Below are 26,808 nucleotides of genomic sequence, written 5' to 3' on the forward strand. Positions count from 1 at the left end.
ACAATCCTCCAATCCTATACGGCGGCCAGTCGGCGCTCTGAAAGGGGACCGCCACCACCGGAGGTCATGCTATGAGAGTTCATCTGCTCCTGTTTCTCCTTCTTTTCCTGCTCGTCTCCACCGCCTCCGTCCAGGCCGCCCCCGTGCCCGTCCGCTTCGGCGAGGGGATGACGCGCGGCTTTCTCGTCCTCAACGACACCGCCGGCAAAAGGCTCGCCTCGGGCGATTTCCTCCAGGTCAAAAACGGCGAAGAGATCAAGGCCCGCGTGCTCCTGCACTTCAAGGACGGCTCCCTCCATGACGAAACCGCGGTCTTCACCCAGCACAAGGTCTTTTCCCTCCAAAGCTATCACCTGGTCCAGCAAGGCCCCTCCTTCCCGACCGGGATGGACGTAACCGTCGACTGCGCCAAGGGGAGCTACCGGATCAAGACCACCGAGCGCAAGAACGGCCATGAGAAGGAGCTGACCGGGAAGCTCGACCTGCCGCCGGACGTCTACAACGGGATGGTCCCGACGGTGGTGAAGAATCTCCCCAAAGGGGCGGGCGAGAAGATCCACATGATCGCCTTTACCCCGGCCCCCCGGGTGATCGAGCTGGACATCTCCCCCGTGGGGCAGGAGCCGGTCTCCATCGGCGACCTCAAGCGGAGTGCCGAACATTATCTCCTGAAGCCCAAGCTCGGCTGGCTGAAGATCCCCGCCGCCATCACCGGCCGCACGCCGCCTGACGACCACATCTGGACCATCACCAGCGACGTCCCGGCCTTCCTCAAGTTCCAAGGTCCCCTCTACACGGACGGCCCCATCTGGCGGATCGAGCTGAACAGCCCGGTGTGGGGCAAGTAGCCTGCGAAAGGATCCCTGATGCCGTTCGTCCCGCAGAAAAGAACCGCTCCCGAATTCCTCGATCTGCCGCCGGAGTCCTACGACGCCGCGGAGCTGGAGGGAACGCTGGCCGACATCCGGACCATCAACCGCTATCTCGGGGACAGCCGGGCGGTGGTGAAGCATCTCTGCCGGCTGGTGGCGGGCCGCGACTCCTTCAGCGTCCTCGACATCGCCACCGGGTCGGCGGATATCCCGGTCGCCGTGGTGAAGTGGGCGAGGAGCCGGGGCGTCCGGGTCGAGGTGACGGCGGTGGACATCAACGAGCGGACCGTCGCCATCGCGCGCCGGGAGACGAGCGAGTACCCGGAGATCCGGCTGGCGGTGGCCGATGGTCTCAGCCTCCCCTTTGCCGACGCGAGTTTCGACGTGGTCCTCTGCAGTAAGACCAACCACCATCTGAGCGACGAGGAAAACGTCCGCCTCGTCAGGGAGATGCAGCGGCTCGCCCGGCGGGGATACCTGGTGATGGACCTGCGGAGGAGCTGGGTCGCCTGGTTCCTGATCCGGATGCTGAGCACCATGTTCACCCGCAACCGGCTGACCCGCTACGACGGGCCGCTTTCGGTCCTGAAATCCTTCACCGAAAAGGAGCTGGCCTCCCTGGCCCGGCAGGCCGGGACCCGGCGGTTCAGGGTCAGCCGGGAGCCGTTCTGGCTCCTCGTTCTCGCGGGGGAGGTGGGATGAAATTCTCGGTCGCCACCAATTTCCAGCCCGGCCTCGTCACCGCCCTGAAGGGGTATCCGGTCGCCGAGCTGTTCGGGAAGCTCCCCTCCGACCCGGTGGGCGGGGGACGGGCCTCCTTCATGCTTTCCCCCCTGAGTGCCAAGGCGTTCGAGGAACATGTGCGCGAGGCGGCGGGGAAGGGGATCGGCTTCAACTACCTGGTCAATCCGGCCTGCCTGGACAACCTGGAGTACACGAAGAAGGGGCAGGCGGCGCTCGAGCGGCTCTTGGGATTCGTGGAGGATTGCGGGGTGAGCTCGGTGACGGTATCGCTCCCCTTTCTCCTTCCCGTCATCAAGAAGCGCCATCCCCGCCTGAAGGTGCGGGTCGGGGTCTACGCCCGGGTCGACTGCGTGGCGAAGGCCCGTTTCTGGGAGGAGATGGGGGCCGACTGCATCACCCTGGAATCGATCGCCATCAACCGTGACTTTTCCATGCTGAAGGCGATCCGGCGGGCGGTGAAGCTGGAGCTGCAGCTGATCGCCAATTCGAACTGCATGATCTTCTGCCCGCTGTCCGGTCAGCACATGGTGAACCTCTCGCACGCCTCCCAGAAGGGGCACGCGAGCCGCGGGTTCCTGATCGATTACTGCGCGCTCCGCTGCTCCCACGACAAGCTCGCCGATCCCACCCATTTCCTGCGCTCCGAATTCATCCGGCCGGAGGACCTCGGGATCTACCGCGAGCTGGGGTTCGATTCCTTCAAGATCCTGGAGCGGGGAGCGCCGACCCCGGTGCTGGCGACCCGGGTGCGGGCGTACGCGGAGGGGCGCTTCGACGGGAACCTCCTCGAGCTGATCCAGCCCTACGGTTACCAGGTGGGGAGCGAGGCGAAACCCGGGCGGCTCGCGGAGCTCCGCCGGTTTCTCCGCTACTTTTTCCGCCCCGGTGTGGTGAGGGCGGGGGGGCTCTTGCGGCTTAAGAAGCTCGCCGAGAAGCGGGGGCTGATCCGTTCGCTCGACCGGGATCCGGTACGGGTGGACAACCGCAGCCTGGACGGTTTCCTCGCGGGGATCAAGGAGATCGACTGCCGGGAGACGGCCTGCGGGGAGTGCGGTTACTGCGCCCGCTGGACCGAGCAGGCGGTAACCGTCGACGGGGAGTATCGCCGCGAGATGATGGAGCTTTACCGTGAGGTATTCGAGGAGATGTATTCCGGCGCCTTGTGGGGCGTCTGTGAAGGGGGGAGGCATGACTAGGGAACCGGCAGACCAGCGTAGAACCCAAGACCACTCCCGGCGCGCCTACATCGGCTCGCTCGCCACCGTCGCGCCCCCCATGGGGACCGACCAGCGCACCGCGGCCGAACTTCTCAAGGAGCATTTCGGCCACCGGCTTACCGCGAGGAGCATCGCCCAGATCCGGGCCACCTTCCTCCATTCGAGCATCCGGAAGCGGCACTTCGCCATCGACGAGCCGGCCGACATCATGGGGGAGAACGCCGACCAGCGGGTCCGCCGCTTCACCGAGCGCTCGATCGATCTCTCCGCGAAGGCGGTGGAGGGCGCCCTGGCGAAGGTCGGCCTGACCGTGAAGGATGTCACGGCGCTCGTCGTCAACACCTGCACGGGCTACATCTGCCCCGGGATCTCCACCTACCTCGTGGAACGGCTGGGACTGGGGCGGACGATCCCGGTGTACGACCTGGTGGGAAGCGGCTGCGGCGGAGCGATACCCAACCTGCAGGTGGCGGAGGCCATGCTGAAGGCGAACGGCGGGGTGGTGGTGAGCGTGGCGGTGGAGATCTGCAGCGCCGCCTTCCAGATGGACAACGACCTGAGCCTGATCCTCTCCAACGCGATCTTCGGTGACGGCGCGGCGGCGGTGGTGCTCTGGGAGCGGCCGTCGGGCTTTGAGCTGGTATCTTCGGCGGGGCGCTACATTCCGGAGCAGCGGGAGTCGATCCGCTTCGTTCACAAGAACGGGCAGCTCCACAACCAGCTCTCCCTCGAGCTTCCGGAGCTGGTCGGGAAGGCCGCTGCGGCGGTGGTGGACGACCTGCTCGCGGAAGCGGCGCTGAAGCCGCACCAGGTGGGGCATTGGGCGCTGCACACCGGGGGGGACAAGATTCTCAACGCGGTGCGCGAAAGCGTGGGGATCGACGAGGAGGCGATGTGGGCGACCCGGAAGGTGCTGGCGGAGTACGGGAACATGTCGTCGCCCACCGTACTGTTCGTCCTGGAGGAGCTCCTGCAGCACGGGATAGAGCCTAAGCAGCTATGCGTCCTATTAGCCTACGGCGCCGGCCTCTCCGCCCATGCCTGTCTCTTAAGAAAGATGTAGTTCAACCCTCGCCCCTTCAGGGGAGAGGGTGGCCGAAGGCCGGGTGAGGGAGGTTTTAAGGGGAGAAAATGAATGCCCGAAGGCCGGGTGCGGGAGGGTTTTTCAGAACCTATGCCGTGACCGGAACTGGTCGCCGGTGAACCATCCCCGCACGAGGTCGAGATTGTTCAGCATCACCTTCCATGCCGCCTTCTCCCGCCGCCGCACGAAGTAATTCCCGATGAACATCCCCGGGCTGAAGAACGCCTTCAGGTTCTCCCAGTTCATGATCCTGTTCAGCTGCCGCTCGCTCAGGTGGCGCGTCCGCACGTTGCACATGAAGCCGGTGTACCGGCTCAGATCGTGCGGATTGGTCACCAGCCCCTCCTTCAGCAGCTCCTCCCGGATGCGGGTCCCCGGGTAAGGAGTCACGCACTGGACGTAGGGGAGATCGATCTTGAGCTTCTTCGATGCCCGGAAGATGGCCCGGATATCATCGGCGCGGTCGTCCGGGTTCCCGATAATGAAGCCCCCCATGACGCCGATCCCGTGCTCGCGCAGCCGCCGCACGGCCTCCTCGGTCTTGTCCTTGACGTCCCCCTTCTGGAAGAGCAGCAGATTCTTCGGGAGCACCGATTCGATCCCGAGAAAGACCATGGTGAAGTTGGCCCTGGCCAGTGCCGGGATCAGCTCGGGATCGGCCACCATCCCGGCCACCGAGGCCTGGACCAGGTACTCCATGTCGTTGAGCCCCTCTTCGGCGATGGCCTCCGCGATCCTCCGGAAGCGCCGGGGATCAAGCGTAATGTTGTCGTCTACCAGCAGGACGCTCTGGGTCCCCCGTCTCTTGAGCTCCTTCAGGTCGGCCACCACGCGCTCGACGGCATGGCAGCGGAAGCTCGAGCCGTACATGCCGGTGATCGAGCAGAAGGTGCAGGTCATGGTGCAGCCGCGCGAGGTCTCCAGGCAGTCAAGCTTTCTCCCGAGGTAGCTGAAGGTGTCGAGCAGGCGGGCGTCGCGGGCGGGGGGGGGGAGCGACTCCATTTCCATGAGCGGGGCCGGCGGGTTGTGCTTGAAGACCCCCCGGTGGCACCAGGAGAGCGATGGTACCTCCTCGAAGGGAAGCTCCCCGTGGAGGGCCTTGACCAGGGCCACCATGGCCCGTTCACCCTCTCCCCTGACCAGGAAATCGAAAGGGGTGGGCCAGCGGCTGGTGAGCTCACGGTAGGCGAGGGTGGCATGGTACCCGCCGAGGACGACGTGGGCGCTCGGGATGGTCTCGTGGCAGATCTTCATCACGCGGACCGCGCTCTGGTACTGAAAGCTCATGCTGCTGATCCCGACGATCTCGGGGCGGAACTCGGCCAGGAGTTTCGCAAGCCAGGAGGTGATGTTCCGCTGGACCAGCACGAGGTCCACGATCTTCACCTCGTGCTCCGGCAGATGGGCCGCGATCGAGCAGAGGCCGAGGTTGGGGACCTTGATGACCCGGTTGAAGTTGTTGGCGGCATCCGGCATCGCCAGCAGAAGGATTCTCATGGGGCGCTCGCGTTTAGGTATCCCCCCTGTCCCCCCCTTGTTAAAGGGGGGACAGGGGGGATTTGCCTTGGGAATTGTTCGTTCTATCCGTGCGGGACGTGGTAGCGTTTGCCGCCCAGGAAGTCGATGAGGAGGCGGACGCCGACGCCGGTAGCCCCCTTGGGACTGTCGGGGCGGGCCTTGTCGGTCCAGGCGACCCCGGCGATGTCGAGGTGGACCCAGCGGTTTTGGCCGACGAACTGCTTCAGGAACCAGGCCGCGCTGATGGCACCGCCGTCACGGGTGCTGGCGGCGTTCTTGAGATCGGCGATGTCGCTCTTCATCAGCTCGCCGTACTCCTCCCAAAGCGGCATCTCCCAGACCCGCTCGCCGCTTCGCTCTCCGGCCCGTTTCAGGTCCTCGATCAGCCGGCGGTCGTTTCCCATCATGCCCGCCGTTTCGTGGCCGAGCGCCACCACGCAGGCGCCGGTGAGGGTGGCGAGGTCGATGACCGCCGCGGGCTTGTAATGGGTGCAGGCGTAGTGCAGGGCGTCGCAGAGAACGAGCCTCCCCTCGGCATCGGTGTTGGTGATCTCGATGGTGGTCCCGGACATGGCGGTGATGACGTCCCCCGGCTTGTAGGCACGCCCCCCCGGCATGTTCTCGGCGGTGGGGACGATCCCCACCAGGTTGACCGGCAGCTTCATGAGGGCGGCGGCCTCCATGGTCCCCAAGACCGCCGCGGCGCCCGCCATGTCGGTCTTCATCGCCTCCATCCCGGCCCCCGGTTTGAGCGAAATCCCGCCGGTGTCGAAGGTGATCCCCTTGCCGACCAGCACGGTGGGACGGATGCGGTCACCCGCGCCGTTGTACTCGGTGACGATGAGGCGGGGAGGCTCCACCGACCCCTTGCCGACCGCCAGCAGCGCGTTCATCCCCATGCTCTCCAGGACATCGGCCTCGAGAACCAGGCAGCTCAGGGAGCTGCGGGCCGCGAGCTCGTGGGCCGCGGAGGCCAGGTAGCCGGTGGTGGCCACGTTGCCCGGCTGCGACACCAGGTCGCGGGCGAGCTGGACGCCGCGGTAGATGGCGTCGGCGCGGTGCGCCACCTCCCAGGCCGCCTCCTCGTTACGATTCACCAGCACCGTCATGGTATCGAAGCGGAAACGGTCCTCGCGGTCCTTGGTCTTGAACTCGTCGAAGCTGTAACTCCCGAGCAGGGCCCCTTCGCAGGCTACCTGCAGGCCGGTCTCGTGACTGGCGGCCAGGTGGAGGGCCAGGGCGAAGGAGGGGATCCGGGCCCGGCGGAGGGCCTGGACGGCGTCGCCTGCCGCGTTGCGGACCCGCCGGTCGTCGAGGTCCCCCTTTTTTCCCAGTCCCGCCAGCAGCACCCGTTCGGGAGCTATTTTGCCGAGCGTGTGGATGAGGTGGGTGGAGCCGGGCTTGCCGGTGAATTCCCTGGTGGCGGTGAGCCTGGTGAGGACCCCGCCGAGGGCCTGATCGAGGGAGGAATGAAGCTCGTCGGGGCTATCTTCGAAACACCCCACCACGAGGGCGGCGGTGGCAAAGTCGAGCGGGGAGGAGGTGGTGACGTCGATTCTCATGGCAACCTCGTTCTGCTGGATTGGACAGTTCTACTAAAGGATGCAATGAAATGGTCGATTATGCAAACGGCAGCCTTGAGCTGAGCTATGAGTGAAACTCTCCCCGGCCGGTGACATATCCGGAGGCCAGAGACTAAACGTCCGAAGTTGCGTTGCTTTGTGACGTGGGTCACTTACAGGGAGCGAACTTTTCCTTACCCTGTTGGCAGTCTCAAGCTAACGTTGCAGCAATCCCAATTCGCCGGAGGGGACTCCTCGATGTCTTTGCGCACCACCTTGTTACTGACCGCGACCATTGCTCTTTTTTCATCTTCAAACCTTCTTGCCGCCAGTTCCGGACCGCTCAAACCGGTTCCAGCCTCGAAACTGGAGATCTCCTCCACCTCGATGCATCAGCCGGCATCGGAGGCTTCCTGTGAGCTCAAGGTGAAGGAGCGCTACGAGTACTATGACATCGACGGCCCCACCGTAGAGGACCTTCAGCGGCAGATGAGACACAACGGCACCAAGTGGGGGGATGGGAATATCTACGCCGCCCTGACCACCTGGGACCTCCATTTCGACTACGACCTCACCGAAGACGAAGGACACTGTTCGGTCAAGTCGGTCAAGACCAACGTCGAGATCGTCTATCACCTGCCGAGGCTGGTCGGCAGCAAAGGCGCGGAGCTCGCGCCCTTGTGGGAGAAGTACCTCGCCCACCTGAAGCTGCACGAGTTCGGTCATAAGGACATCACGGTGAAGAGCGCCGGGGAGATCAACGAGGTGCTCTCTTCGCTGCAGAATTTCAAAAGCGAAAGGGAGCTGGAGAAGGAGGCCAAGCGGCTGACCGACGAGAAGCTGCGGGAGCTGAAAGACCTCCAGGTGGCCTACGATGCCAAGACCCATCACGGCGAGACACAGGGGGCGGTGCTCGCCGCGGGGCAGCCGTGATGCGCCTCGGGGACCTTCCCCGCCCCCCCGGAAAGGAACCTTTCCCCGCGGTAATCCCGTTACATCCCAATTCCTACTCTTCTTGCCTCGCCTCCACCTTGCCTACCCTGTTGCGCAGGGAGAGGAAAACCTGCGGCGCCAGGCTGGTCGCCAGCATCACCATGGAGATCTCCCGGTGGTCGTTCCAGGTGCCGGTCTCCTGGTTCAGCGGGTCGAGCCAGAAACGCTCGATCCGGTCGGCCATCGGCAGGTACCCCTTCAGAAGCTCGAGCCTTTCCCTGATGGCCGGGTAACGGCTGCCGAACAACGCCGCCTTTTCCTCGGCCAAATCCGCCATCGGCAGGATACCCTTCAACCCGATTGAGAGCCCCAACTCCCTGAAAGCCAGCCGGAAACGGGCGGAGATGTCGAACTGCCCCTCGCTGTTGATGGCATTGAGCCCGAAACGGGCCGACTCGAGGACCTCCTCCAGCAGGTGGAGATCGTCGAACGCCCCTTCCGCGGTGAGCTGCACCATCCGGTAGGCATCGCTCAAGAGGCTCCCGACCCCCAGGGTGTCGTCGGTGTCCCAGTCCCGGCCGCGGCACATCTCCCGCAGATCCTGGATCTCGCCGGTGAGTGGCGGGAGGCCGACGTCGGAGCTGGCGGTGGCCGCCTTGAGCTCGCAGCAGGTGACCAGCCCGTCCAACGGGTCGTGCTGCCCCATCGACAGGGCCTCGGGCCGGGAGAGGTCGATGCTCATCTTCCAGTACAGCCGCTTTCCTTCCTCGGTCACCGGCTGGTATGAAAACGCGGAGTGGGCGCTCTGGGCGAGCTCAACCGCCCAGCGCAGGGGATCGATCTCGCCGGTGATCCGGTTCGCGCAGGTCAGCGCGTGCATCCACTTGGTCAGGTAGTGGTAGTACTGGCCGTCCCGCTCCCATTCCAGCCGCTCGTCCGGGAACTCGTCCGGCTTGCGTTCGTTCAACGCTTTGCCGATCCGCAATCCCCCGCGGGTCGGGTGATGCTCCCCTTCCTCTTCGCTCATCCCTCCGATCCACCCGCTGCGGTCTGAGTCGGGGCGGTGGCGCCCCAGGACGTGGTGCACCTCGTCGATTAGGCGCATGGCCAGCTCGCGCCACCTCTGCTCCCCGGTCTGGCGGTACAGTTCCAGGTAGTTGCAAACGGCGAAGGCGTCGGTCCAGAGGTAGCGCCGTGACGGCCCCCCTCCCTCCAGGCCGGTGGCCCGGGCGAAGTAGAGCATGATCTCCTTGACGACATCGAGGCTTCTTTCCATGTGGTCCTCCTTTTGGCACCCTTTGGGCGCGGAGACGGCACGGTACGGTCCCGAGCGGACCTGTCAGTCGGGCTTGCCGGTGAGGTAGCGGCTGTGTGCGGGCCAGATGTCCATGATCTGCCGCATGATGGCGATCTCGCCGATGTGTTAGGCGTTGTGGTCGGCCACGGTGAGGATCTCCCGGTATATCGTGTAGTTCCTGGCGTGGGGGATGGGGGCCAACAGGTCCAGCGACTGGTTGCGTACCATCTCCATCAGGGAGGCAAGGTCCCTTCGGAAACAGTCGCAGCTCTTGTACCATCCCGCTTCGTCGGTCTTCTGTTCGGCCCCGGGACGGTACCCCTGCGGGTAGTCGGGGGAGATATGGTCGGGATTCCTGATGAATTCGAGGATGTCCCACTGGGCGATGCGCAGGTGCTCCACGAAGTGCCAGAAGGAATAGGGGGTGTTGGGCGGCCGCCGGTTGAGGAAGTCGATGGGGAATTCCGCCACCGCGTCATCGCAGCTCATGTGCGCGTTGGCCCCTTGAAGAAGTCCCATCAGCTCGTTTCTCATGATCTGATCGGCTTTCATGACGACTCCTCTTTTTGTGTTCCCATTTGTCATAACTCTACTTGTGCTGGATAAAAATTGCAAAGTGACGGCACCGCCGCTGGGGCGTTCGCCCGGCGGTGCGTTGACGGGTAGGTGCTATACATTGCAATTCACTAATATCTTTACGCCCCCACAAGGAGGAACCATGGATTCGTTCTTCGCCTCACCGGAGATGCAGATCTGCCGGAGCTTCCGCGACGCCTGCGCGGGAACCGGCTCGTGCATCATCCGCGGTTCCTTCCCCACCGACGAGGTCCGCGATTTCGCCCGCTCCACCGCCTCCGGGATGCTGTCGGCTCCCAGGCGGCTCGAGTCCCGCTTACTGTACGACTCCCAGGGGAGTGCCCTCTTCGAAAGGATCACCCAGCAGCCGGAGTACTACCTCACCCGTACCGAGACCTCCATCCTGGCCACCCACGGCGGGCGGATCCGGGAGTCGGCCGGCCCGGTCAACCTGATCGAGCTCGGCTCCGGCAACGCCATCAAGACCGACATCCTCCTCGCCGCCTGGCTCAAGCGGGGGCCGCCGCCTGCTTCACCCGGAACCTCTTCGCCCGCATGAACCGGGAACTCGGCTGCGGCTCGATCTTGACGGCATCCAGCATGTGGCGCTCTACAACCGCGAGAAGGAGCAGATCGAGGTCTACGCGCACTTCACCCGCCAGCAGACGGTCCATCTCTCGCCGCTGGGGAGGGAGCTCGTCATCCCCCAGGGAGAGATGGTGCAGGTGGAGATCAGCCGGAAGTTCCGGCTGGGGAGGTTTCTCCCCTACCTCGAGGAGTTCGGATTCGAGAGGGTGGAGCTCTTCACTGACGGGCGTGAGTGGTTCGCCCTCCTGCTCATGCGGCGCAGCCCGAAGTATCTCTCCGGGCGGCGGGGGAGGGAGTGATGGCGGTGGAAAAACGCGATGGCCTCTGTGGCATCTGTCCCGCCGGCTGCTTCGTTACGGCCACCCTCCAGGATGGTCGGCTGACCGCGGTGGAGCCCCGGGAGGGGCACCCGCTCGGGATGATCTGCCACATCGGCCGCCACTCCATCCAGCCGGTGGCGGAACTGGCCGCGCTCGCCCACGCCCGGGGCGCGCTCTTCCACTGCGACGCGGTGCAGGGCTTCGGAAAGATGCCGATCGACGTGGAGGCGTTGGGGGTGGATCTCCTCGCTCTCTCGGCCCACAAGCTCCACGGTCCCAAGGGGGTGGGGGCGCTCTACGTCGGGAAGGATGTGCCGATCGAGCCGCTCATCACGGGAGGAGGGCAGGAGCACGGGTTGCGGGCGGGAACCCAGAACGTGCCGGGGATCGCCGGTTTTGCCAAGGCGGTGGAACTTTCCCAGAAGAGGCTCTACGGGGATGAGCCGGCGAGGCAGGCGAGGCTTCGCGACAGGCTGGAGGAGGGGATCCGCTCGCTGATCGCCGGGGCACGCCGTAACGGCCCCCGGGAGGGGCGGCTCGTCAACACGCTCAACATGATCCTCCCCGGGATCCGCGGGGAGTCGCTGGTTCTTCATCTCGACAGGAAGGGGATCGCCTTTTCCTCCGGGTCGGCCTACAAGTCCGGCAATCCGGACCCCCCACGCGCTGCTCGCCATGGGGCTCTCGCCGCAGGAGGCGCACTGCGCGGTCCGCTTCTCGCTCGGGGCGGCAACTACCGACGAGGAGATCGACTACCTACTGGCGGCGCTCAAGGTGATCCTGGGCGAGACCCGCAACGTCGTCCGCTTCGTCCCCTGCCGCTGACCGACTTGCTCCAGGTCACGATGGCGAAGACCGCCCCCGAGCCGGCCACGTTGCCGAGGCTCACGGCGGTGAACATCCGGTCCTTGACCAGGAGCCATGCGTAAACCGCGCTGATGAGCGAGCCGACGCACCAGCCGCCGAAGGTCAGCCGGGAGAGGGACAGGCATGCTCCCGGTCCCGCCAGGCCTTGACGACCTGGGGAAGGTAAAGGAGCACGGCTACCAAGCCGTTGAGGGCGTAGAGGGATTTGATGGTGGTGCAGAAGGTCATGTCGGGTTCGGTGCTGCATCGGGTGGATTCAACTGGTGAGCATAACCCGGGGCGGACGAGACGAGGGTGAACTGCGTCACAAAATGGCAGGATGCTGGATGGGGTAAGAGCCTGGCTGGTGTCCGGAAGGGAGCGCTCATGCCGGAGAGCCAACCCCGCTCATGGGGGAAGCGGCGCCCGTTAAATTGCCTGCCCCCCTCCCTCAAGCCTCGAGGGAGGGGGGCAGTAACGTGTCGAGGGGGAGGAACTATTTGAAGGTCGCCAGGGTGTAGTCGGCGATCTTTTTCGCATCGTCGTCGGAGATCTGGGTGACCGGGAACTTGGTCATGCCTGGGCCGGGGTTACGCATGAGCTTGACGACGTCGTCGGCGGACTTGACGCCGTTGGCGTCCATGTCGGCCTTGTGGAGCGTCTTCTTCGCGTTCATCACGTTCCCGCCGTCAGCGTGGCAGGAGGCGCAGTACTGCTTGAAGAGGGCTTCTCCGGTCAGCCCGGTGCTGGCAGGGGCCGGCTGGGCCGGGGTGCTTGGGGGGGGCAGCGCGGAGGCCGATGACGTGGCCTTGGCGGCCGGTGTCTCCGCCTGCTGGGGTGCTTGTTTCTTGCAACCCGCCATTCCAATCGCGCCGATAGCCACCGCTGCCAAGGATAAGGCGATACGTCTCTGCATGGGCACTCCTCCTTTGTGTGAATTTTGCCTAATTGTAGCAGAACTCCTTTCGCAGTCTTGCCCGCTTTGGCAAAAAATTAATTAGTGCTAGTTTTTTTGTTGATTCCCCCTCCCCCATTTTGCCGTCGTAGCAGGAGGCCCGATGATTCCCATCAAGGTCAATGGAAAGGCCTATGAGCTCGACGTGCCGGCCGGCATGCCGCTGCTTTGGGTGATCCGCGACGAGTTGGGGCTGACCGGCACCAAGTACGGCTGCGGAAGCGCCCTCTGCGGGGCCTGCACGGTCCACGTGAACGGCCAGGCGGTCCGCTCCTGCGTCACCCCGCTCTCGGCGGTGCACCCCATGCACGTCGAACGGGGACGGGACGGCCTGGGGAAGAACGGCCTCCTCTGCACCACCTGCCACCAGGAGAAGAACCAGGAGTACGATCACACCCCTCCCGGGGCACCGGAGTGGCAGCTCCCTTCGGCGGACATGAAGATGGTCTTCGAGAAGAGGACGCCGCGGCAGCTTTGCGAGCAAGTTGAAGGACCCCGCCCGCAACGGGTCGCGGACCCCCGCCGAGGTGGTCGATCACGTGCGGGATGCCCCCCTGGTGCTGTGGGGATGGCATCCCGGCGACGGCCGCACGCCGGTGCCGATGTCCCACGCCGAGTTCGTCAAGCTGATGTCCACCTGGGCCGATAGCGGGGCCCCCTGCCCGTGACAAAGGAGCCGACCATGATGCCAACGACCAAGCTTTCCTCCCTCGCCTTCCTGCTCCTCTTCTGGGCCGCCACCGCCTCCTGCGCGAGCGATCCCAACCGCGCCGCCGGCCTGGTCCCGCCGGACACTCCCGAGGCTCGCGATCCCGCCAAGGAGGGGGCCTGCGACTGCTGCCAGAAGTGCAAGGCGGCCAAGAGCCCGGTCCAGTCGAAGAGCAAGGAGGGGGATGCCGTGCAGGACGGCTGCGAGGAGTGCTGCAACCGCTGCGGGCAGCCGCTGAAACCCGCACCCCAGGGAACCCCGCCGGAGGTCATGGAGAAGAAGGCCCCGGCCGACATCAAGGAGATCCCGGGACCGAAGCATTAGGGAGTCGCGAGGCTACTACCATGGAATTCGAACTCAACGACGAGCAGCAGGAACTCCAGGAGCGGATCCGCGCGTTTGCCGACCGGGAACTCGCTCCCGGTGCCTCCCAGCGGGACGCCACCGCGGAGTTTCCGGCCCACGCGGTGAAGAGTCTCCAGGAGATGGGGCTTTTCGGGCTGATCTTTCCCACCCGCTACGGCGGAGGAGGGAAGGATTTCGTCTCCTACATCACGGCGGTGGAGGAACTGGCGCGGGTGGACGCCTCGGTCACCATCACCCTGCTCGCCCACACCCTCTGTGCTACCCACCTCGATCTCTTCGCCTCCCACGACCAGAAGGAGCGCTACCTCGCCCCGCTGGCCACCGGCGAGACGATCGGTGCCTGGGCCCTCTCCGAGCCTGACGCGGGGAGCGATGCCGGGGGGATCCACACCACCGCGGCCCGCGACGGCAACGGCTGGCTGCTGAACGGCCGCAAGCATTTCATCAGTAACGGCTCCCGTGCCGGCGTGCTGGTGGTGATGGCCAAGAACGATCCCTCCCTGGGTGCCAAGGGGATCTCCGCCTTCGTGGTGCCGGGTGGTGCCCAGGGGCTCGAGAAGGGGAAGAACCTCGAGAAGCTCGGCTACCGGTCGAGCGACACGGTGGCGCTCCTTTTGAAGGAGCTCCGGCTTCCCGCCGAGGCGCTGGTCGGCGAGGAGAACGAGGGATTCACCCAGGCCATGCAGGTCCTCGCGGCAGGGCGGATCGGAATGGCCGCCATGGCGGTCGGCATCGGGCGGGCCTGCCTGGAGCAGAGCATCGATTACCTCCAGAAGCGGAGCGCCTTCGGGATCAAGATCGCCGAGTTCGAGGCGCTGCAGTGGATGGTGGCCGATATGGCGACCGAGCTCGACGCGGCGAGGCTTTTGACCCTGCGGGCCGCCAGGCGCAAGGACCGCGGCCTCCCCTTCGGCCGGGAGGCCTCGATGGCCAAGCTGTACGCCTCCGAGGCGGCCATGCGGGCGGCGCTCAAGGCGGTGCAGATGCACGGCGGCCATGGATACACCAAGGCGTTCCCGGTGGAGCGCTACTTCCGGGAGGCCAAGCTGTGCGAGATCGGCGAGGGGACCTCCGAAGTGCAGCGGCTGGTCATCGCCCGCTCCTACCTTAAAGAGGTGATCAAGTCATGAGACCGGTCTACATGATCTCCGGAGGTATCACCAAGTTCGCCAAGGCGCTCCCGCAAACCGATTTCCGCCGGATGGTGAAGGACGCCTTCGACTACGCCCTCGCCGATTGCCCGGCCCTTTCCCGCGAGACGATCGACGGGAGCGTCTGCTCCTACTTCTCCGACCACTTCACCCGTCAGCTCATGGCCGGCGCCATGGTGCAGGACTACCTCGGACTGAACCCGAAGCCCTCCCGGCGGGTGGAGGGGGGCGGCGCCACCGGCGGCCTCTGCTTCCAGTCGGCCTGGGAGGCGGTCGCCTCGGGGCGGATGGAGGTCTGCCTCGCGATGGGATTCGAGACCATGGGAAGGGTGAACACCTGGAAGGGGAACGAGTTCATCGCGCTCGCCTCGGACACCAACTTCGACTACCCGGTCGGGGGATTCTACAGTGGCTACTACGCGATGATGGTGGTGCGCCACATGCACGAGTTCGGCACCACCGTCGAACAGATGGCCAAGGTCTCCATCAAGAATCACCTGAACGCGCTCTACAACCCCTACGCCCAGCGCCCAGAGCGGCTGACCATCGAAAAGGTGCGCGCCTCCCAGATGGTCTCCGAGCCGCTGACGCTGCTCGACATCTGCCAGATGTCCGAGGGGGCGGCGGTGGCGATCCTCGCCTCGGAGGAGGCCGCGCAAAGGCTGGGCGGCAACCCGGTCCGGGTCACCGGGGTGGGGTGCGGCACCGATGCCATGCGGATGGCGGACCGCCCCCAGGGGGAGGTCATCCTCCTTCCCCACGAGAGCGCCGAGGAGTATGCCGACCTCCGCTATCCCGGCGTCCACTCCTTCCGCGGAGGGAGGATGGCCGCCAAGCTCGCCTACCGGATGGCGGGGATCCTGGACCCGGGAGAGGAGCTCGATTTCGTGGAGTTGCACGACGCCTACACCTCGTCCGAGATCCAGACCTGCGAGGACCTGGGACTTTGCCGGTACGGGGAAGGGGGGCGCTACGTCGATTCCGGCGCCCCCTTCATGCCCAACCTCGACTACGGGCTCACCTTTTCGGGCGACAAAAGGTGGAGGCCGCTCCCGGTCAACCCGTCGGGGGGGCTCCTCGCCTGCGGGCATCCGGTCGGGGCGACCGGCCTCATGCAGGCGGTCTTCGCCTTCTGGCAGCTTCAGGGGACCGTCGGGAAGCACCTGGACGACGCCACCCTCCAGATCCCCGAGCCGCGGCGGGGGCTTATCCACAGCCACGCGGGGACCGGGACCTACATCACGGTCTCCATCATGGAGAGGGTGTGACATGGACAAAGACGCGAAACTGGCCGAAAGCGAAGAGGGGACCGTCCTCTTCAATACCGATCCCATCATCCTCAAGTACCACTACGAGATCGACTACCTCCACTCCTATGCGCAGGATTCCCCCTTCTTCACCGGGCTGACCCGGAAAAAGCTTCTCGGGAGCCGCTGCACCTCCTGCGGCCGCCGGTTCGCCACCCCGCGCGGGCACTGCATGGAGTGTGGGGCCCCCACCGAGTGGTTCGAGCTTCCCCGCGAGGGGAGGGTACACACCTTCACCACCTGCCACTTCGGTGGCCAGGCCTTCCTCAAGGAGACCCCCTTCACGCTGATCATGGTGGAGTTCGAGGGGGTCGACACCCTGTTCCTTTCCCGCCTGATCGGCGCCCGCCCGGAGGAGATCTCGGTCGGCATGCCGGTGCAAGCCCGCTTCTTGAGAAACTGCAAGTTCAAGCCGACCGACGTCTACTTCGTGCCGAGGTGACGGTCGACCCGCTTGGACTGGGTGGACTCCGTGGACTGCGTGGACTGCTGCGTCTCTCACCCATTTCGGCGCGCCGAAATATGGGGTAAGTGGTCGATTTGGCTAAGGTATTCTTGAAAGGCTGGTGCAGAATCTCATTAAAAAGCCGCCGACAACTCGCGGACTCGCATGGGGGGCGTGGACTCGCGTAGGAGGCCGGAGGCACCTTGCGGGGGGGCTAGTTGGCGAGAAGGGCGGGGGGGGCGGCGGGGTGGAGAACCGATTCGTCGCCGGCGGCACAGGTCACCCGGTTTCTCCCCTGGTGCTTGGACTTGTACAGTGCGTCGTCGGCGGCGTTCACCAGTTTTTCGAGGGTGTCGCGCCCGGGGGAGAGCTCGGCCACCCCGACGCTGATGGTGACCTTCAGGGTGTGGGCGCCGAAGGTGTGGACCTTCTCCTCCACCATCCCCCTCAGCCGCTCCGCCAGCAGTACGGCGTTGTCGGCGGCGGTCTCCGGCAGGACGCAGCAGAATTCCTCCCCCCCGTAGCGCCCCACCACGTCGATCCGCCGCACGGTGTCCTTCAACAGGTTGGCGATCGCCTTGATAACCTGGTCACCACAGACATGCCCGTAGGTGTCGTTGATCGACTTGAAGAAGTCGATGTCGATCATCAGCACGCTGAGCGGCGTCCCGTACCGCTGGGCCCGGCTCATCTCCTCGCTCAGGGTCTGCTCGAGGTGGCTGCGGTTAAGGAGCCTGGTCATGGGGTCGAGCCGGCTCATCTCCACCAAACGGTGCTCGTACATCACGTACTCGGTGACGTCCTGGATGGTGATGTAGATGCTCTCGATGGCCCCCTGGTCGTTCCTGATCGGGCCGGCGGTGCAGTTTTGCTGCATGTAGGGGATGTGGGCGGCGCTTGGATGCGGATTCTTCATCGGGATCAGCTGCCGGTGAAGTTTCTGGGAGAAGAAGGCGTAGTTGCCGAAGGAGAGGACGCTCTTGAAGAACCGGCTGAACTCCGGCTGGGCGAGATGCGGGTAGAACTGCAGGATCGATTTCCCCTCCACCTCGGCGAACGACAGCGAGCTGTGGAGTTCCATCCAGCGGTTCCAGGCCCGCACCCTCAGGTCACGGTCCAGCACCATCAATCCGAGATTGATGTTCTGAAATATCTGGTCATGCGCCTGCATATTTTTGGAGGTAGTTCGCTATGGACTGCTTGAGCCAGGAGAGGGCGGCCCCGTTGCTGACCATGAAGAGGTAGCCGCGGGCGTCGTACTCCTCGAATTGGAAGAGGGTCTTGAAAAAGATGGCGAAGGCTCCCTCTGCCTCGAACGATTCCCTGAGCGCGTCGCTTATCTGCTCGCGGGCGTAGAAACGGGGGGGAGAGTAGCTGACCACGTCCCCGAGCATCTCCGCGATCTTGCTGATGCAGGCGCCGATGATGATGTTGCTGATCTCGATCAGCGATTCCCGCTCCAGGACATCCATGTCGTGCCCCTCGGTTCCCAGCTCCCCGTTGAAAAGCCGCAGGAGCTTTTTCCCCTCGCCGTGCGGGAAGATGAGGATGCTCGAACCGCTGAAGTTGCCGGAGAACATCTGGGTCACCATGCTCATCTCGCCGGTGTCCGGGATCTTCCCCTTGATGTAGCGGGCCACCTCCCCGTGAGCCAGCACGTCGATGTAGGGAACCGACAGGGTGACGTACAGGTTGATGACCTCCGACAACCCGGCCGCCGCCTGGCCAAAGGAAATGTTCATGATTTCCTGGAGGACGTCCTTCTCCAGTGGGGTCATCAGGGATGCGGTCTCACTCATCACGATTTTGCTCCGCTTTTTCCAGCGCCTGAGCCAGCTTCTCCTGCAGGACCTCCTTGCTGCATGGCTTACTGAGCACGCCAAAGGCCCCCAGCTTCTCTACCATCTCCAACGTCTGCCGCTGGATGTCGGCGGTGCAGACGATCACCACTGCGTTGGGGTAATCTTCCTTGATGGCGGCGAGGACGTCGAGGCCGTTCATCCCCGGCATGGTCAGGTCCAGGAAGGTGACGTCCGGCTCCATGGCCCGAAAGGCTTCCAAGGCGCTCAGGCCATCCGACGCTTCGGCGATCTCATGCCCCTGGTCTTTGGGGATGCTGGCGATGTGGCACATCCGCGCCACCATGGAATCATCGACTACCAGTATCTTTGCCATTGAACCCTCGTTACCTGCCGTGGTAAGGGAAATATCAGCTCGCCCCCGAAGTGGGTGAAAATGCGTCGTTCGTCCCGGCGTCGGTTCCCTGCACCGGGTGCCGGGAACGCGAGGATTGCCAAGCCGGATTTAAAACGCTATTATATGGCCGCAAAATTACACTTACGCGCCGCCAATGTCAAGGTACAAGACAGGTTAGCCCCGCTCCCTTGGGCCATTTTTGCTGCCCCGCGACCACCCGGGGGCGGGTTGGGCCGGGGACGATGATCCCCAGGACCTGCGTCAGCGTACCCTCTCCGGCCTTCCCGCCAGAACGGCTCGCCGCACCGTCCCGGACCTCATGCTCTCTCCAGGAGTGCCCATGGATTCACCCACCACCGAAACGGACATCTCCCCCGCGCTGCTGCTCGACAGCCTGTTCGACGGGGTCTACTGCATCGACCTCAACCGGCGCATCTCCTACTGGAACAAGGGGGCCGAGCGGATCACCGGGTACCTGCGCGAGGAAGTGATCGGCAACAGCTGCGCCGATAAGATCCTGCAGCACATCGACATCGATGGGTGCGAGGTCTGCAACGATGGGTGTCCCCTCCATAACGCGATAACCGACGGCGAACACCACGCGCTGACCGCCATGGTGCATCACAAGCAGGGGTACCGCCTTCCCGTCCAGGTGCGGGTCTCGCCGGTCAGAAACAGCGAAGGGGCGATCGTTGGGGCGGTGGAAATCTTCACCGACAGCAACGCCATGCAGATGATGGAGCAGTTGGACCGGCTGCGCCACGACCTCTTCACCGATCCCTTGACCGATACCGGGACAAGGCGCCTGGGCGAGATGGCCCTCGACTCGACGGTGGGGGAATGGCAAACCCGCCTAACCCCCTTTGGCATCCTCTTCATCGACATCGACCACTTCAAGAACGTGAACGACCGCTACGGGCACCCCACCGGCGACGAGGTGCTGGCCATGGTGGCCAAGTCGATCGCCCACGTGGTCAGGAAGCTCGACGTGGTCGCCCGCTGGGGGGGCGAGGAGTTCATCGCCGTCCTCCCGGGAGCGAACCAGGCCACCCTGGTTTCCATGGCGGAGAGGATCCGGAGCACGGTGGAGCGGAGTTTCATCACGGTAGGGGAGGAGATCGTTGGGGTGACCATCTCGATCGGAGGGACCATGATCCGCAGCGGCGACGACGCCGAGAGTATCATCTCCCGCGCCGACTCGCTCATGTACCAGAGCAAGCAGCAGGGCAGGAATCGGGTAACCATCGGCTAGGGGAGGGGACATGAGAGAGATCGCCGTGGAAGAGCTGGTGGCCCGGCTCGGATTGACCCGCCACCCGGAAGGGGGATGGTTCAGGGAGACCTACCGGTCGAAGGAGACCGTCGCGACCGGGGGGCTGCCGGAGCGCTTCGGGGGGAGCCGGTCGTTTTGCACCTCGATCTATTTTCTGCTCGAGGGGAAAGACATCTCCGCGCTGCACCGGATCAAGTCGGACGAGCTCTGGCACTTCCACCTCGGCTCCCCCCTCACGGTCCAGGTCATCACCCCCGACGGCGGGCACCGGGAACTCAGGCTCGGGAGCGATCTCGCCGCCGGGGAGAGCCTGCAGGCGGTGGTGCCGGCGGGATGCTGGTTCGGGGCCGAATTGTCCAGCAAGAAGGGGTTCGCCCTGGTCGGCTGCACCGTTTCCCCCGGCTTCGACTTCGCCGATTTCGAGATGGCCGAACGGGATTCGCTCCTGGCACTCTTTCCTACTCACCGCGAGCTCATCACCCGGCTGACCCGAGCCCCATCCTCACCCTGTCCCTCCCCTTGAAGGGGAGGGGAGCTGTACCCCGTCCTCCGTTGCCACCTGCCCGCCATTCTCCTCCGGAGCCGGCACGGGGTGCCCACCCTACGACTCCCGAGAATACGGGAGCTCCAGCAATAAAAAAAGCCCGCGATCAGCGGGCTTTTTTTCGTTTCGGGTTCAGCTTCGGGCCGGGTCGGGCTCGGGGAGCCCCGGCGGGGAAGGGGCGGGGGCGTGCGGCGTGGAGGCGCCCTGTTGGTAGCGAAGGCCCGCCATCTCCTGCTGCAGCAGGGACACCTGGCGGGAGAGGCCGCTGACCGCGCCGTTGATGACCCGGGTGCTCTCCACGTTGCTGCGGGAGGACTGCTGGATGTTTTCCATGGCGTTGACGATGAGCTTCGAGCTCCTGGTCTCGTCCTCGCAGGCCTGCCTGACGTCGCCGATGGTGGCGGTGATGTCTTCGGTGGCTCGTACGATGTGGTTGGAGGACTCGCTCTGGGCTCGGGTGGAGATCCGGACCTGCGCGGTGAGGTCCTTCATCCTTTGCACGGCGGAGATGATCAGCTCGCTGCCGCGCCCCTGTTCGCGGGTCGCCCGGGCGATCTGCCGCACCATGTCGGCCACCCGCTGCATGGCGTTGCTCATGTTCTGGCTCATCCGCGACTGCGCCTCGGTGAAGTCGGCGATCTCGTCCACCTGGCTGGTCGCCTGCTGGACCCCCGCCACGATCTTCTTGAGGGCCTCCCCCGACCGCTGGGAAAGCCGGTCCCCCTCGATGATCCGCTTCTCCGAGAGCCGGATGGCGGTGACCACGCGATCGGTCTCTTCCTGGACCCCTTCGATGATCTCGGAGATCTCCTGCGTCGAGCTGCGGGTGCGGCGGGCGAGTTCCTTGATCTCGTCGGCCACCACCGCGAACCCCTTGCCGTGCTCCCCCGCCTGGGCGGCGATGATGGAGGCGTTGAGGGCCAAAAGCTTGGTCTGCTCGGCCACCTCGTCGATGACCATCAGGATCTTGCCGATATCCACCGTGCGGACCGCGAGGTTCTCGATCGCCTCCACCGAGGAGCTCGAGGAGCTGCGGATCTCGTTGAAGCCGGCGATGGTCGCCTCGACCGCCTTGCGCCCTTCCTCGGCGTCCCGGCGGACGCTTTCCGAGATGGCAGCGGTCTTGGCGGCGTTCTCTCCGACCTGCTTGATGGAGACGTCGAGCTCCCCCACCAGTGACGAGGTGGTGGCCGATTCCTGCATCAGGCTGTCGGCGCTTTCCCCGATCTGCCGCTCGGCGGCGGTCATCTCGATGATGGAGGCGCTTACCTCGTCGACCGCGGCGGAGAGCGCCTCCACGTGGAGGTTGACCTCCTCGATGCTGGCCGACATCTCCAGGATGGAGGATGCGTTATCGGTGGCGGAGCTGGAGAGCCCCTCCACCCAGCGGGCGATCTGGAGCACCGCCTCGTTGATCTCCTGCACCGCCACGCTGGCCGAATTCACCCCTTCCGACTGCAGCTCGGCGGCATTGACGCCGTTTTGGGCCACCTCGTTCATGTCGCCCGCGATCTTGGTCAGCTCGGCGATCGAGTGGTTGACCTTGGCGACTACCCCGGAGAGGCGCTCCATCATGGTGTTGAAGTTGTTGTTGAGCGCGCCCAGGTCGTCCATGCTGGTGACCGTCAGGCGGGTGGTGAGGTCGCCGTCCGCGCCGCGGTCGAGGGCGGCGGCCAGCACCCTGACCCGCTGGGCCAGCTTCCTCGATGCCAGCATGGCCAGCACCCCGGCCGCTACCGCCCCTTCCAGGGCGAGGAAGACCATCGCCGCGTAGGCGTAGGGGCGTCCCTCGTTGGCGGGAGGGAGCATGGTCAACAGGTTGGAGATGCAGGCCACACCGGCCACGGCGATTGCCACGCCGCTCGCCAGCGAGAGCCGAATGAAGTTGTAACCGAGACGCAGGTTGATAGCCATGGTGCACTCTCACGATCGGGTGGTGCTCAATACGGGGAACCAGGATCGGGATATTACGCCAAAAATGGCGTTCTACACAACTTAAATTAACGCTCGGTTCACTTTTACATTAAAGAAAATCCCCTAGTATCTTTTGGTAGTTGGAGAAACGGAGGGGATGAAAATAACGGTCAAGTCCGGGGGGGGATCGCCGATAAGGGTAGAAAAACCCGCAAAGAAGGAAACTGCACCTTTCATGGTCAACCCCACCATCATCGTTGTGGACGACGATTCGTTCTCCCTGCACCTTTTGGAGAGCCTTTTGTCCAAGGAATACCAGGTGATCTCCTGCGGTTGCGGCGAGGACGCCCTTCGCGTCATGGAGCGCCGGCGCGTCGACCTGGTCGTCTCCGACCTCGTCATGCCCCGCATGGGGGGACTCGAACTCCTCGAAGAGGTCCAAAAGCTCCACCCCGGTGTCCCGATGATCGTCAATACCGCCCACGGCAGCGTGGAGGGGGCCGTCGAGGCGATGCGGCGGGGAGCCTACGACTACCTGGTCAAGCCGTACAACGCCGATGACCTCAGGATGACCGTCAAGAGGGCGCTCGACTACCAGCAGGTTCTCCAGGAAAACGAGCAGATCAAGGGACTTTTGCGGGAGCGCTTCACCTTCCAGAGCATCGTCACCGTCAACCCGGCCATGAAGCAGATGCTGGCCCTGGCCGCCAAGGTCGCCAACGCCCGCCAGACCACGGTGGCGATCTACGGCGAGAGCGGCTGCGGCAAGGAGGTACTGGCCCGCGCCATTCACTTCGCCGGCAAGGGGCTCCCCAACGGTTTCGTCGCGGTCAACTGCGCGGCCATTCCCGAGCACCTTTTGGAAAGCGAACTCTTCGGCCACGTCCGGGGTGCCTTCACCGGCGCCGACCGGGACCGGGAAGGGAAGTTCAGCCTGGCCCGCGGCGGGACCATCCTTTTGGACGAGATCGGTGACATGCCGCTCCCCCTGCAGGCCAAGCTCCTCAGGGTCCTCCAGGAGCGGGTCTTCGAGAAGATCGGGAGCAACACCCCGATCAACGTGGAGTGCCGGGTTATCGTGGCGACCAACAGGGACCTGGCCGTCGAGGTGGCCGCCGGCCGCTTCCGCGAGGACCTCTTCCACCGGATCAACGTCTTCCCGCTCAGCATCCCGCCGCTTTGCCGGCGCCGCGAGGACATCCCCCTTCTGTGCGAGCACATCATGCAGCAGCTCAGGCAGCACCTGGGCAAACCGCTGCCCGGCATCTCCGAGAAGGCGATGGAGGCGATGCTCGCCTACCGCTGGCCCGGCAACGTGCGCGAACTGCGCAACTGCCTGGAGCGGGCCGCCATCCTCACCGACGGCGAGCTGATCCGCCCCTCCCACCTCGGACTGGGAAGCGCGGCCCCGGACTCTCCCGCTCCGTCCGAGGCGGCCGGGGGAGTCTCCTACCAGCTGACCCTCCCGGTGGAAGAGCTCTCCCTCGATGCCCTCACCGAGCAGATCCTCTCCATCACCCTGGAGAGGTGCGGCGGCAACAAGTCGAAGGCGTCCCAGATGCTCAAGGTGAACCGCAAGGTCTTCTACCGCACCTGATCGCGGGGAAGCGGATCATTCGACTCCGTTTTGTCCCGCGGTGTCCCAATTGTCCCCCTGCGGGACACGCCCCTCGCCTCCTCGGAAACCTAACTGCTTGAAATCACGAATCCGCCCGGTTGGCACCCCTGATGCTACTACATGGGTGAGGACAGCACAGGCTGTCCCACCTCGGGACGCAAAAGGAGTTCCCCATGTCACAGGATGCGGTAGAGAAGTTCCTGGGTCGCCTGCTCACCGACGACACCTTCAGAAATCTGGCGGCACGTGCTCCCCAGGAGGCCTGCCGCAGCTATGGATACCCACTGACCGAGGAGGAGATCGGCGCCATCAAGGCCGAGCACCTCGCTCTCATCGCGCTGGTGTCGATACGGCTCGACAGCAGCATCAAGCGGTTTTGTACCCGGGCCGGCATTCCCAGCCAGCATTTGAATAATGAGGTGGCATCATGAAAGCCTTCAAAGATTTAAAAGTAGGAACCAAGCTCGTAGCCGGGTTCCTTTCCATCGCGCTGATCGCCTGTGTGGTAGGGGTGGTCGGCATCACCAAGCTCCGCCAGATCGACAACCAGGATACCCTGCTCTACGAGAAGTACACCGTGCCGCTGGCGGACATCGGAACCATGGCGGTGGCCTTCCAGCGCGTCCGCATCAACGTGAGAGACGCGGTGGAGACCAAGGACCCGGCGCAGCGCAAAAGCTACGTGGAAACGATGAACCAGCTCAGGGAACTGGTCTCCCAGCGCTCCAAGGAGTTCGAAAAGTCGCTGACCACCGACGAGGCCAAGGCCCTGTTCGCCGACTTCACCCAGGCCCGCAAGCTCTACCTGGACTACGCCGACCAGGTGCTGCAACTTGACCAGCAGGGACACGAAGCCGAGGCGATGGCCCTTCTCCATGGCGACGCCAAGAAGGCCGCCCTCCGCGAGCAGGAGCTGCTGGACAAGCTGACCGCCTTGAAGGAAACCCACGCGAAGAACATGTCCAATGAAAACAGTGCGCTCGCCAGATCGGCCACCATCACCATGCTGGTGCTGGTGGTGCTGGGGATGGCGGCAGCGGTCGGGCTCGGGCTCCTGATCACCCGGCAGATCACCGGCCCGCTGGCCAAGGCGGTCGAAGCCGCCAACCGGCTGGCCGCCGGGGACCTCACCGCCAAACTGGAGGTGACCTCCAAGGACGAGAGCGGGCAACTTTTGGCGGCCATGGACAACATGGTGACCAGCCTGAAGGATATGGTGGAACAGACGGTGAGGATCTCCAACTCCATCGCCTCGGCCTCCACCCAGCTTCACTCGACCTCGGCCCAGATCGCCACCGGCGCCGAGGAAGTGGCCTCCCAAAGCGGCACCGTGGCCACCGCCAGCGAGGAGATGTCCGCCACCAGCAGCGACATCGCCCGCAACTGCCTCCTGGCTGCCGACATCTCCCGCAAGTCCAACGACACCGCCGAGGCGGGTGCCCGTATCGTGCAGGAAACCATCACCGGCATGGAGGTCATCGCCGACCGGGTACGGCAGAGCGCCCACACGGTGGAGGCCCTCGGGACCCGTTCCGAGGAGATCGGCAACATCGTGGGGACCATCGAGGATATCGCCGACCAGACCAACCTTTTGGCACTCAACGCAGCCATCGAGGCCGCCCGCGCAGGGGAGCAGGGACGCGGCTTCGCGGTGGTGGCCGACGAGGTGAGGGCGCTGGCCGAGCGGACCTCCAAGGCCACCAAGGAGATCGGGTCCATGATCAAGGCGATCCAGGGGGATACCAAGGAAGCGGTGCAGGCGATGGGGGCAGGGGTCCAGGAGGCCGAGAAGGGAGCCGTTTCCTCCCGCAAGTCCGGTGACGCCCTCAAGGAGATTGTGGAGCGGATCAACGAGGTAGCCGCCCAGGTCGGGCAGATAGCCACCGCCGCCGAGCAGCAGACCGCCACCACCAGCGAGGTGGCCACCAACATCCAGCAGATCACCCAGGTGGTGCACGAGACGGCCAGCGGCGCCGAGCAGACCGCCTCCGCCGCGGCCCAACTCTCCGAACAGGCGGTAGACCTGCAGAGGCTGGTGGGACGCTTCAAGTTGGCCTGATTAAAAGGAAAGTACGGAAAACGAAGGCCCTGGCGGAAATGGCCGGGGCTGCCGGAAAGGAGCCGCCCGTTGGGCGGCTTTTTTCGTCACCGCCCGCCGGGAAGGCGTCCGGCATGACGGGTGAGGGGAGTCAGGCTAGGGATGGTGCGGCACCGGGAGGCACCCTTCCTTGTCCAGGGCGTCGAGATAGGCGGTCCTCAACTCGACGAAGGCGTGGGTGATCCGGTCGATCAGGGCCTTGTGGCTGCATCCCACCAGCTCCAATAGCCCGTTTTGCTTGGTGGCGATGTAGCGCTCGATCTGGGCGTAGCGGCGGTTGATCTCGATGTGGTTGTGCCCGAGGGCACGGTTTACCAGGCTCAGCATGGCGTCGGTGACGAAGACGTCGATACCGTAGGCGGCGGCCACCATGGGACGATCCTTCAGCCTGAAAACCACCCTGAACTCCGGGTAGGGAAACTCGATGCCGGGGAGATGGTCGGGCCCCAGGAAGCTGGAGCAGGTCACCGGCAGCACCTCGATGACGCAGTCAAGCAGGATGGAGTCGATATCGACGGTGGTAAACTGGGGAAGTTTGAGCGCGGCACGGGCGAATTTCTCACCGTGTTCCAGATAGAGTGCAAGCTGCATATGACTCACCTTTGATCCATTCCTGCTGGCCGGTTCTTTTGACGCGGCCATTATTTACCAGACTTGGTTTCCAAAACACAAGAA

The 26,808-nt window shown here is 64.6% G+C and carries 29 protein-coding genes; 18 read left to right on the plus strand and 11 right to left on the minus strand.

Annotated features, from left to right (window positions below; genetic code table 11):
* Positions 1 to 71: 71 nt before the first annotated feature.
* Genes ACYVL5_RS07160 through ACYVL5_RS07175 form a run of 4 tightly spaced genes read left to right on the plus strand, consistent with a single transcriptional unit; the run spans position 72 to position 3,896 of the window.
* Complete coding sequence (locus tag ACYVL5_RS07160) at positions 72 to 848, plus strand: hypothetical protein (RefSeq protein WP_460594865.1); 777 nt, start codon at positions 72 to 74, stop codon at positions 846 to 848.
* 18 nt (positions 849 to 866) lie between these two features.
* Positions 867 to 1,574 carry a class I SAM-dependent methyltransferase gene (locus ACYVL5_RS07165; RefSeq protein ID WP_460594866.1) on the plus strand — a complete coding sequence of 236 codons (708 nt, stop codon included), beginning with the start codon at positions 867 to 869 and terminating at the stop codon, positions 1,572 to 1,574.
* A complete protein-coding gene (locus tag ACYVL5_RS07170) occupies positions 1,571 to 2,812 on the plus strand; it encodes a U32 family peptidase (RefSeq protein WP_460594867.1) in 1,242 nt (413 codons plus the stop codon). The genes ACYVL5_RS07165 and ACYVL5_RS07170 overlap by 4 nt, the downstream gene beginning before the upstream one ends.
* Entirely contained in the window at positions 2,805 to 3,896 is a 1,092-nt protein-coding gene (locus ACYVL5_RS07175; RefSeq protein WP_460594868.1) for a type III polyketide synthase, read from the plus strand. Before ACYVL5_RS07170 ends, ACYVL5_RS07175 begins: the two co-directional genes overlap by 8 nt.
* Positions 3,897 to 3,998: 102 nt before the next feature.
* On the opposite strand, the gene ACYVL5_RS07180 is transcribed toward ACYVL5_RS07175, so the two are convergent.
* Together ACYVL5_RS07180 and ACYVL5_RS07185 are read right to left on the minus strand one after the other, a co-directional pair.
* Positions 3,999 to 5,414 carry a B12-binding domain-containing radical SAM protein gene (locus tag ACYVL5_RS07180; protein ID WP_460594869.1) on the minus strand — a complete coding sequence of 472 codons (1,416 nt, stop codon included), beginning with the start codon at positions 5,412 to 5,414 and terminating at the stop codon, positions 3,999 to 4,001.
* 83 nt (positions 5,415 to 5,497) lie between these two features.
* Positions 5,498 to 6,997 carry a leucyl aminopeptidase family protein gene (locus tag ACYVL5_RS07185; protein ID WP_460594870.1) on the minus strand — a complete coding sequence of 500 codons (1,500 nt, stop codon included), beginning with the start codon at positions 6,995 to 6,997 and terminating at the stop codon, positions 5,498 to 5,500.
* Positions 6,998 to 7,384: 387 nt separating this feature from the next.
* On the opposite strand from ACYVL5_RS07185, the gene ACYVL5_RS07190 reads away from it, so the two are divergent.
* Complete coding sequence (locus tag ACYVL5_RS07190) at positions 7,385 to 7,930, plus strand: DUF922 domain-containing protein (protein ID WP_460594871.1); 546 nt, start codon at positions 7,385 to 7,387, stop codon at positions 7,928 to 7,930.
* Positions 7,931 to 8,003: 73 nt separating this feature from the next.
* On the opposite strand, the gene ACYVL5_RS07195 is transcribed toward ACYVL5_RS07190, so the two are convergent.
* Both ACYVL5_RS07195 and ACYVL5_RS07200 read right to left on the minus strand, forming a co-directional pair.
* Complete coding sequence (locus ACYVL5_RS07195; protein WP_460594872.1) at positions 8,004 to 9,206, minus strand: hypothetical protein; 1,203 nt, start codon at positions 9,204 to 9,206, stop codon at positions 8,004 to 8,006.
* 147 nt (positions 9,207 to 9,353) lie between these two features.
* Positions 9,354 to 9,779: a DinB family protein gene (locus tag ACYVL5_RS07200; RefSeq protein ID WP_460594873.1), complete on the minus strand. Its 426-nt coding sequence runs from the start codon at positions 9,777 to 9,779 to the stop codon at positions 9,354 to 9,356.
* Positions 9,780 to 9,945: 166 nt separating this feature from the next.
* Between ACYVL5_RS07200 and ACYVL5_RS07205 the strand changes: the two genes are divergently transcribed.
* Genes ACYVL5_RS07205 through ACYVL5_RS07215 form a run of 3 tightly spaced genes read left to right on the plus strand, consistent with a single transcriptional unit; the run spans position 9,946 to position 11,640 of the window.
* Positions 9,946 to 10,362 (plus strand): class I SAM-dependent methyltransferase, encoded by a 417-nt coding sequence (locus tag ACYVL5_RS07205; RefSeq protein ID WP_460594874.1) that lies wholly within the window; start codon positions 9,946 to 9,948, stop codon positions 10,360 to 10,362.
* Positions 10,363 to 10,405: 43 nt separating this feature from the next.
* On the plus strand, positions 10,406 to 10,690 hold the full coding sequence (locus ACYVL5_RS07210) for a class I SAM-dependent methyltransferase (RefSeq protein WP_460594875.1): 285 nt from the start codon (positions 10,406 to 10,408) through the stop codon (positions 10,688 to 10,690).
* Positions 10,690 to 11,640, plus strand: a complete 951-nt coding sequence (locus ACYVL5_RS07215; RefSeq protein WP_460594876.1) for an aminotransferase class V-fold PLP-dependent enzyme — start codon at positions 10,690 to 10,692, stop codon at positions 11,638 to 11,640. Before ACYVL5_RS07210 ends, ACYVL5_RS07215 begins: the two co-directional genes overlap by 1 nt.
* Positions 11,641 to 11,680: 40 nt before the next feature.
* Here the strand turns inward: ACYVL5_RS07215 and ACYVL5_RS07220 are convergent, their stop codons facing one another.
* Both ACYVL5_RS07220 and ACYVL5_RS07225 read right to left on the minus strand, forming a co-directional pair.
* Entirely contained in the window at positions 11,681 to 11,806 is a 126-nt protein-coding gene (locus ACYVL5_RS07220; RefSeq protein WP_460594877.1) for a hypothetical protein, read from the minus strand.
* A gap of 247 nt (positions 11,807 to 12,053) precedes the next feature.
* The gene (locus ACYVL5_RS07225) at positions 12,054 to 12,473 is read right to left on the minus strand and encodes a c-type cytochrome (protein WP_460594878.1); all 420 of its coding nucleotides are present in this window, start codon (positions 12,471 to 12,473) and stop codon (positions 12,054 to 12,056) included.
* A gap of 142 nt (positions 12,474 to 12,615) precedes the next feature.
* On the opposite strand from ACYVL5_RS07225, the gene ACYVL5_RS07230 reads away from it, so the two are divergent.
* The 5 genes from ACYVL5_RS07230 to ACYVL5_RS07250 are packed head-to-tail and all read left to right on the plus strand — an operon-like array spanning position 12,616 to position 16,487.
* Positions 12,616 to 13,161, plus strand: a complete 546-nt coding sequence (locus ACYVL5_RS07230; RefSeq protein WP_460594879.1) for a (2Fe-2S)-binding protein — start codon at positions 12,616 to 12,618, stop codon at positions 13,159 to 13,161.
* Positions 13,162 to 13,194: 33 nt separating this feature from the next.
* Positions 13,195 to 13,545, plus strand: coding sequence for a hypothetical protein (locus ACYVL5_RS07235; protein WP_460594880.1), 351 nt, complete (start codon positions 13,195 to 13,197; stop codon positions 13,543 to 13,545).
* 20 nt (positions 13,546 to 13,565) lie between these two features.
* Entirely contained in the window at positions 13,566 to 14,717 is a 1,152-nt protein-coding gene (locus ACYVL5_RS07240; RefSeq protein ID WP_460594881.1) for an acyl-CoA dehydrogenase family protein, read from the plus strand.
* Positions 14,714 to 16,006 (plus strand): thiolase C-terminal domain-containing protein, encoded by a 1,293-nt coding sequence (locus tag ACYVL5_RS07245; RefSeq protein ID WP_460594882.1) that lies wholly within the window; start codon positions 14,714 to 14,716, stop codon positions 16,004 to 16,006. The genes ACYVL5_RS07240 and ACYVL5_RS07245 overlap by 4 nt, the downstream gene beginning before the upstream one ends.
* A gap of 1 nt (position 16,007) precedes the next feature.
* The gene (locus tag ACYVL5_RS07250) at positions 16,008 to 16,487 is read left to right on the plus strand and encodes a Zn-ribbon domain-containing OB-fold protein (RefSeq protein ID WP_460594883.1); all 480 of its coding nucleotides are present in this window, start codon (positions 16,008 to 16,010) and stop codon (positions 16,485 to 16,487) included.
* Between the two features lie 217 nt (positions 16,488 to 16,704).
* Here ACYVL5_RS07250 and ACYVL5_RS07255 read toward each other — a convergent pair whose 3' ends face one another.
* From ACYVL5_RS07255 to ACYVL5_RS07265, 3 genes are read right to left on the minus strand one after another with little or no spacing between them, the layout of a single operon-like run.
* Positions 16,705 to 17,661 (minus strand): sensor domain-containing diguanylate cyclase, encoded by a 957-nt coding sequence (locus ACYVL5_RS07255; protein ID WP_460594884.1) that lies wholly within the window; start codon positions 17,659 to 17,661, stop codon positions 16,705 to 16,707.
* Complete coding sequence (locus ACYVL5_RS07260) at positions 17,648 to 18,289, minus strand: chemotaxis protein CheC (RefSeq protein WP_250678973.1); 642 nt, start codon at positions 18,287 to 18,289, stop codon at positions 17,648 to 17,650. The genes ACYVL5_RS07255 and ACYVL5_RS07260 overlap by 14 nt, the downstream gene beginning before the upstream one ends.
* Positions 18,282 to 18,665 carry a DNA-binding transcriptional response regulator gene (locus ACYVL5_RS07265; RefSeq protein ID WP_460594885.1) on the minus strand — a complete coding sequence of 128 codons (384 nt, stop codon included), beginning with the start codon at positions 18,663 to 18,665 and terminating at the stop codon, positions 18,282 to 18,284. Before ACYVL5_RS07265 ends, ACYVL5_RS07260 begins: the two co-directional genes overlap by 8 nt.
* A 361-nt stretch (positions 18,666 to 19,026) precedes the next feature.
* Between ACYVL5_RS07265 and ACYVL5_RS07270 the strand changes: the two genes are divergently transcribed.
* Together ACYVL5_RS07270 and ACYVL5_RS07275 are read left to right on the plus strand one after the other, a co-directional pair.
* Positions 19,027 to 19,938, plus strand: coding sequence for a GGDEF domain-containing protein (locus ACYVL5_RS07270; protein WP_460594886.1), 912 nt, complete (start codon positions 19,027 to 19,029; stop codon positions 19,936 to 19,938).
* 10 nt (positions 19,939 to 19,948) lie between these two features.
* A complete protein-coding gene (locus ACYVL5_RS07275) occupies positions 19,949 to 20,482 on the plus strand; it encodes a cupin domain-containing protein (RefSeq protein ID WP_460594887.1) in 534 nt (177 codons plus the stop codon).
* Between the two features lie 153 nt (positions 20,483 to 20,635).
* On the opposite strand, the gene ACYVL5_RS07280 is transcribed toward ACYVL5_RS07275, so the two are convergent.
* Positions 20,636 to 22,417, minus strand: a complete 1,782-nt coding sequence (locus tag ACYVL5_RS07280) for a methyl-accepting chemotaxis protein (RefSeq protein WP_460594888.1) — start codon at positions 22,415 to 22,417, stop codon at positions 20,636 to 20,638.
* A 235-nt stretch (positions 22,418 to 22,652) separates the two neighbouring features.
* Here ACYVL5_RS07280 and ACYVL5_RS07285 point away from each other — a divergent pair, with 235 nt between their 5' ends.
* The 3 genes from ACYVL5_RS07285 (at position 22,653) to ACYVL5_RS07295 (ending at position 26,094) form a co-directional block, all read left to right on the plus strand.
* A complete protein-coding gene (locus ACYVL5_RS07285; RefSeq protein ID WP_460594889.1) occupies positions 22,653 to 24,014 on the plus strand; it encodes a sigma-54-dependent transcriptional regulator in 1,362 nt (453 codons plus the stop codon).
* A 194-nt stretch (positions 24,015 to 24,208) separates the two neighbouring features.
* On the plus strand, positions 24,209 to 24,466 hold the full coding sequence (locus ACYVL5_RS07290; protein ID WP_460594890.1) for an Os1348 family NHLP clan protein: 258 nt from the start codon (positions 24,209 to 24,211) through the stop codon (positions 24,464 to 24,466).
* Complete coding sequence (locus tag ACYVL5_RS07295) at positions 24,463 to 26,094, plus strand: methyl-accepting chemotaxis protein (RefSeq protein ID WP_460594891.1); 1,632 nt, start codon at positions 24,463 to 24,465, stop codon at positions 26,092 to 26,094. The genes ACYVL5_RS07290 and ACYVL5_RS07295 overlap by 4 nt, the downstream gene beginning before the upstream one ends.
* Positions 26,095 to 26,229: 135 nt before the next feature.
* Here ACYVL5_RS07295 and ACYVL5_RS07300 read toward each other — a convergent pair whose 3' ends face one another.
* Positions 26,230 to 26,724, minus strand: a complete 495-nt coding sequence (locus ACYVL5_RS07300) for a hypothetical protein (protein WP_460594892.1) — start codon at positions 26,722 to 26,724, stop codon at positions 26,230 to 26,232.
* Between the last annotated feature and the right edge of the window lie 84 nt (positions 26,725 to 26,808).

The organism is Geomonas sp. Red276 (genome assembly GCF_054784495.1).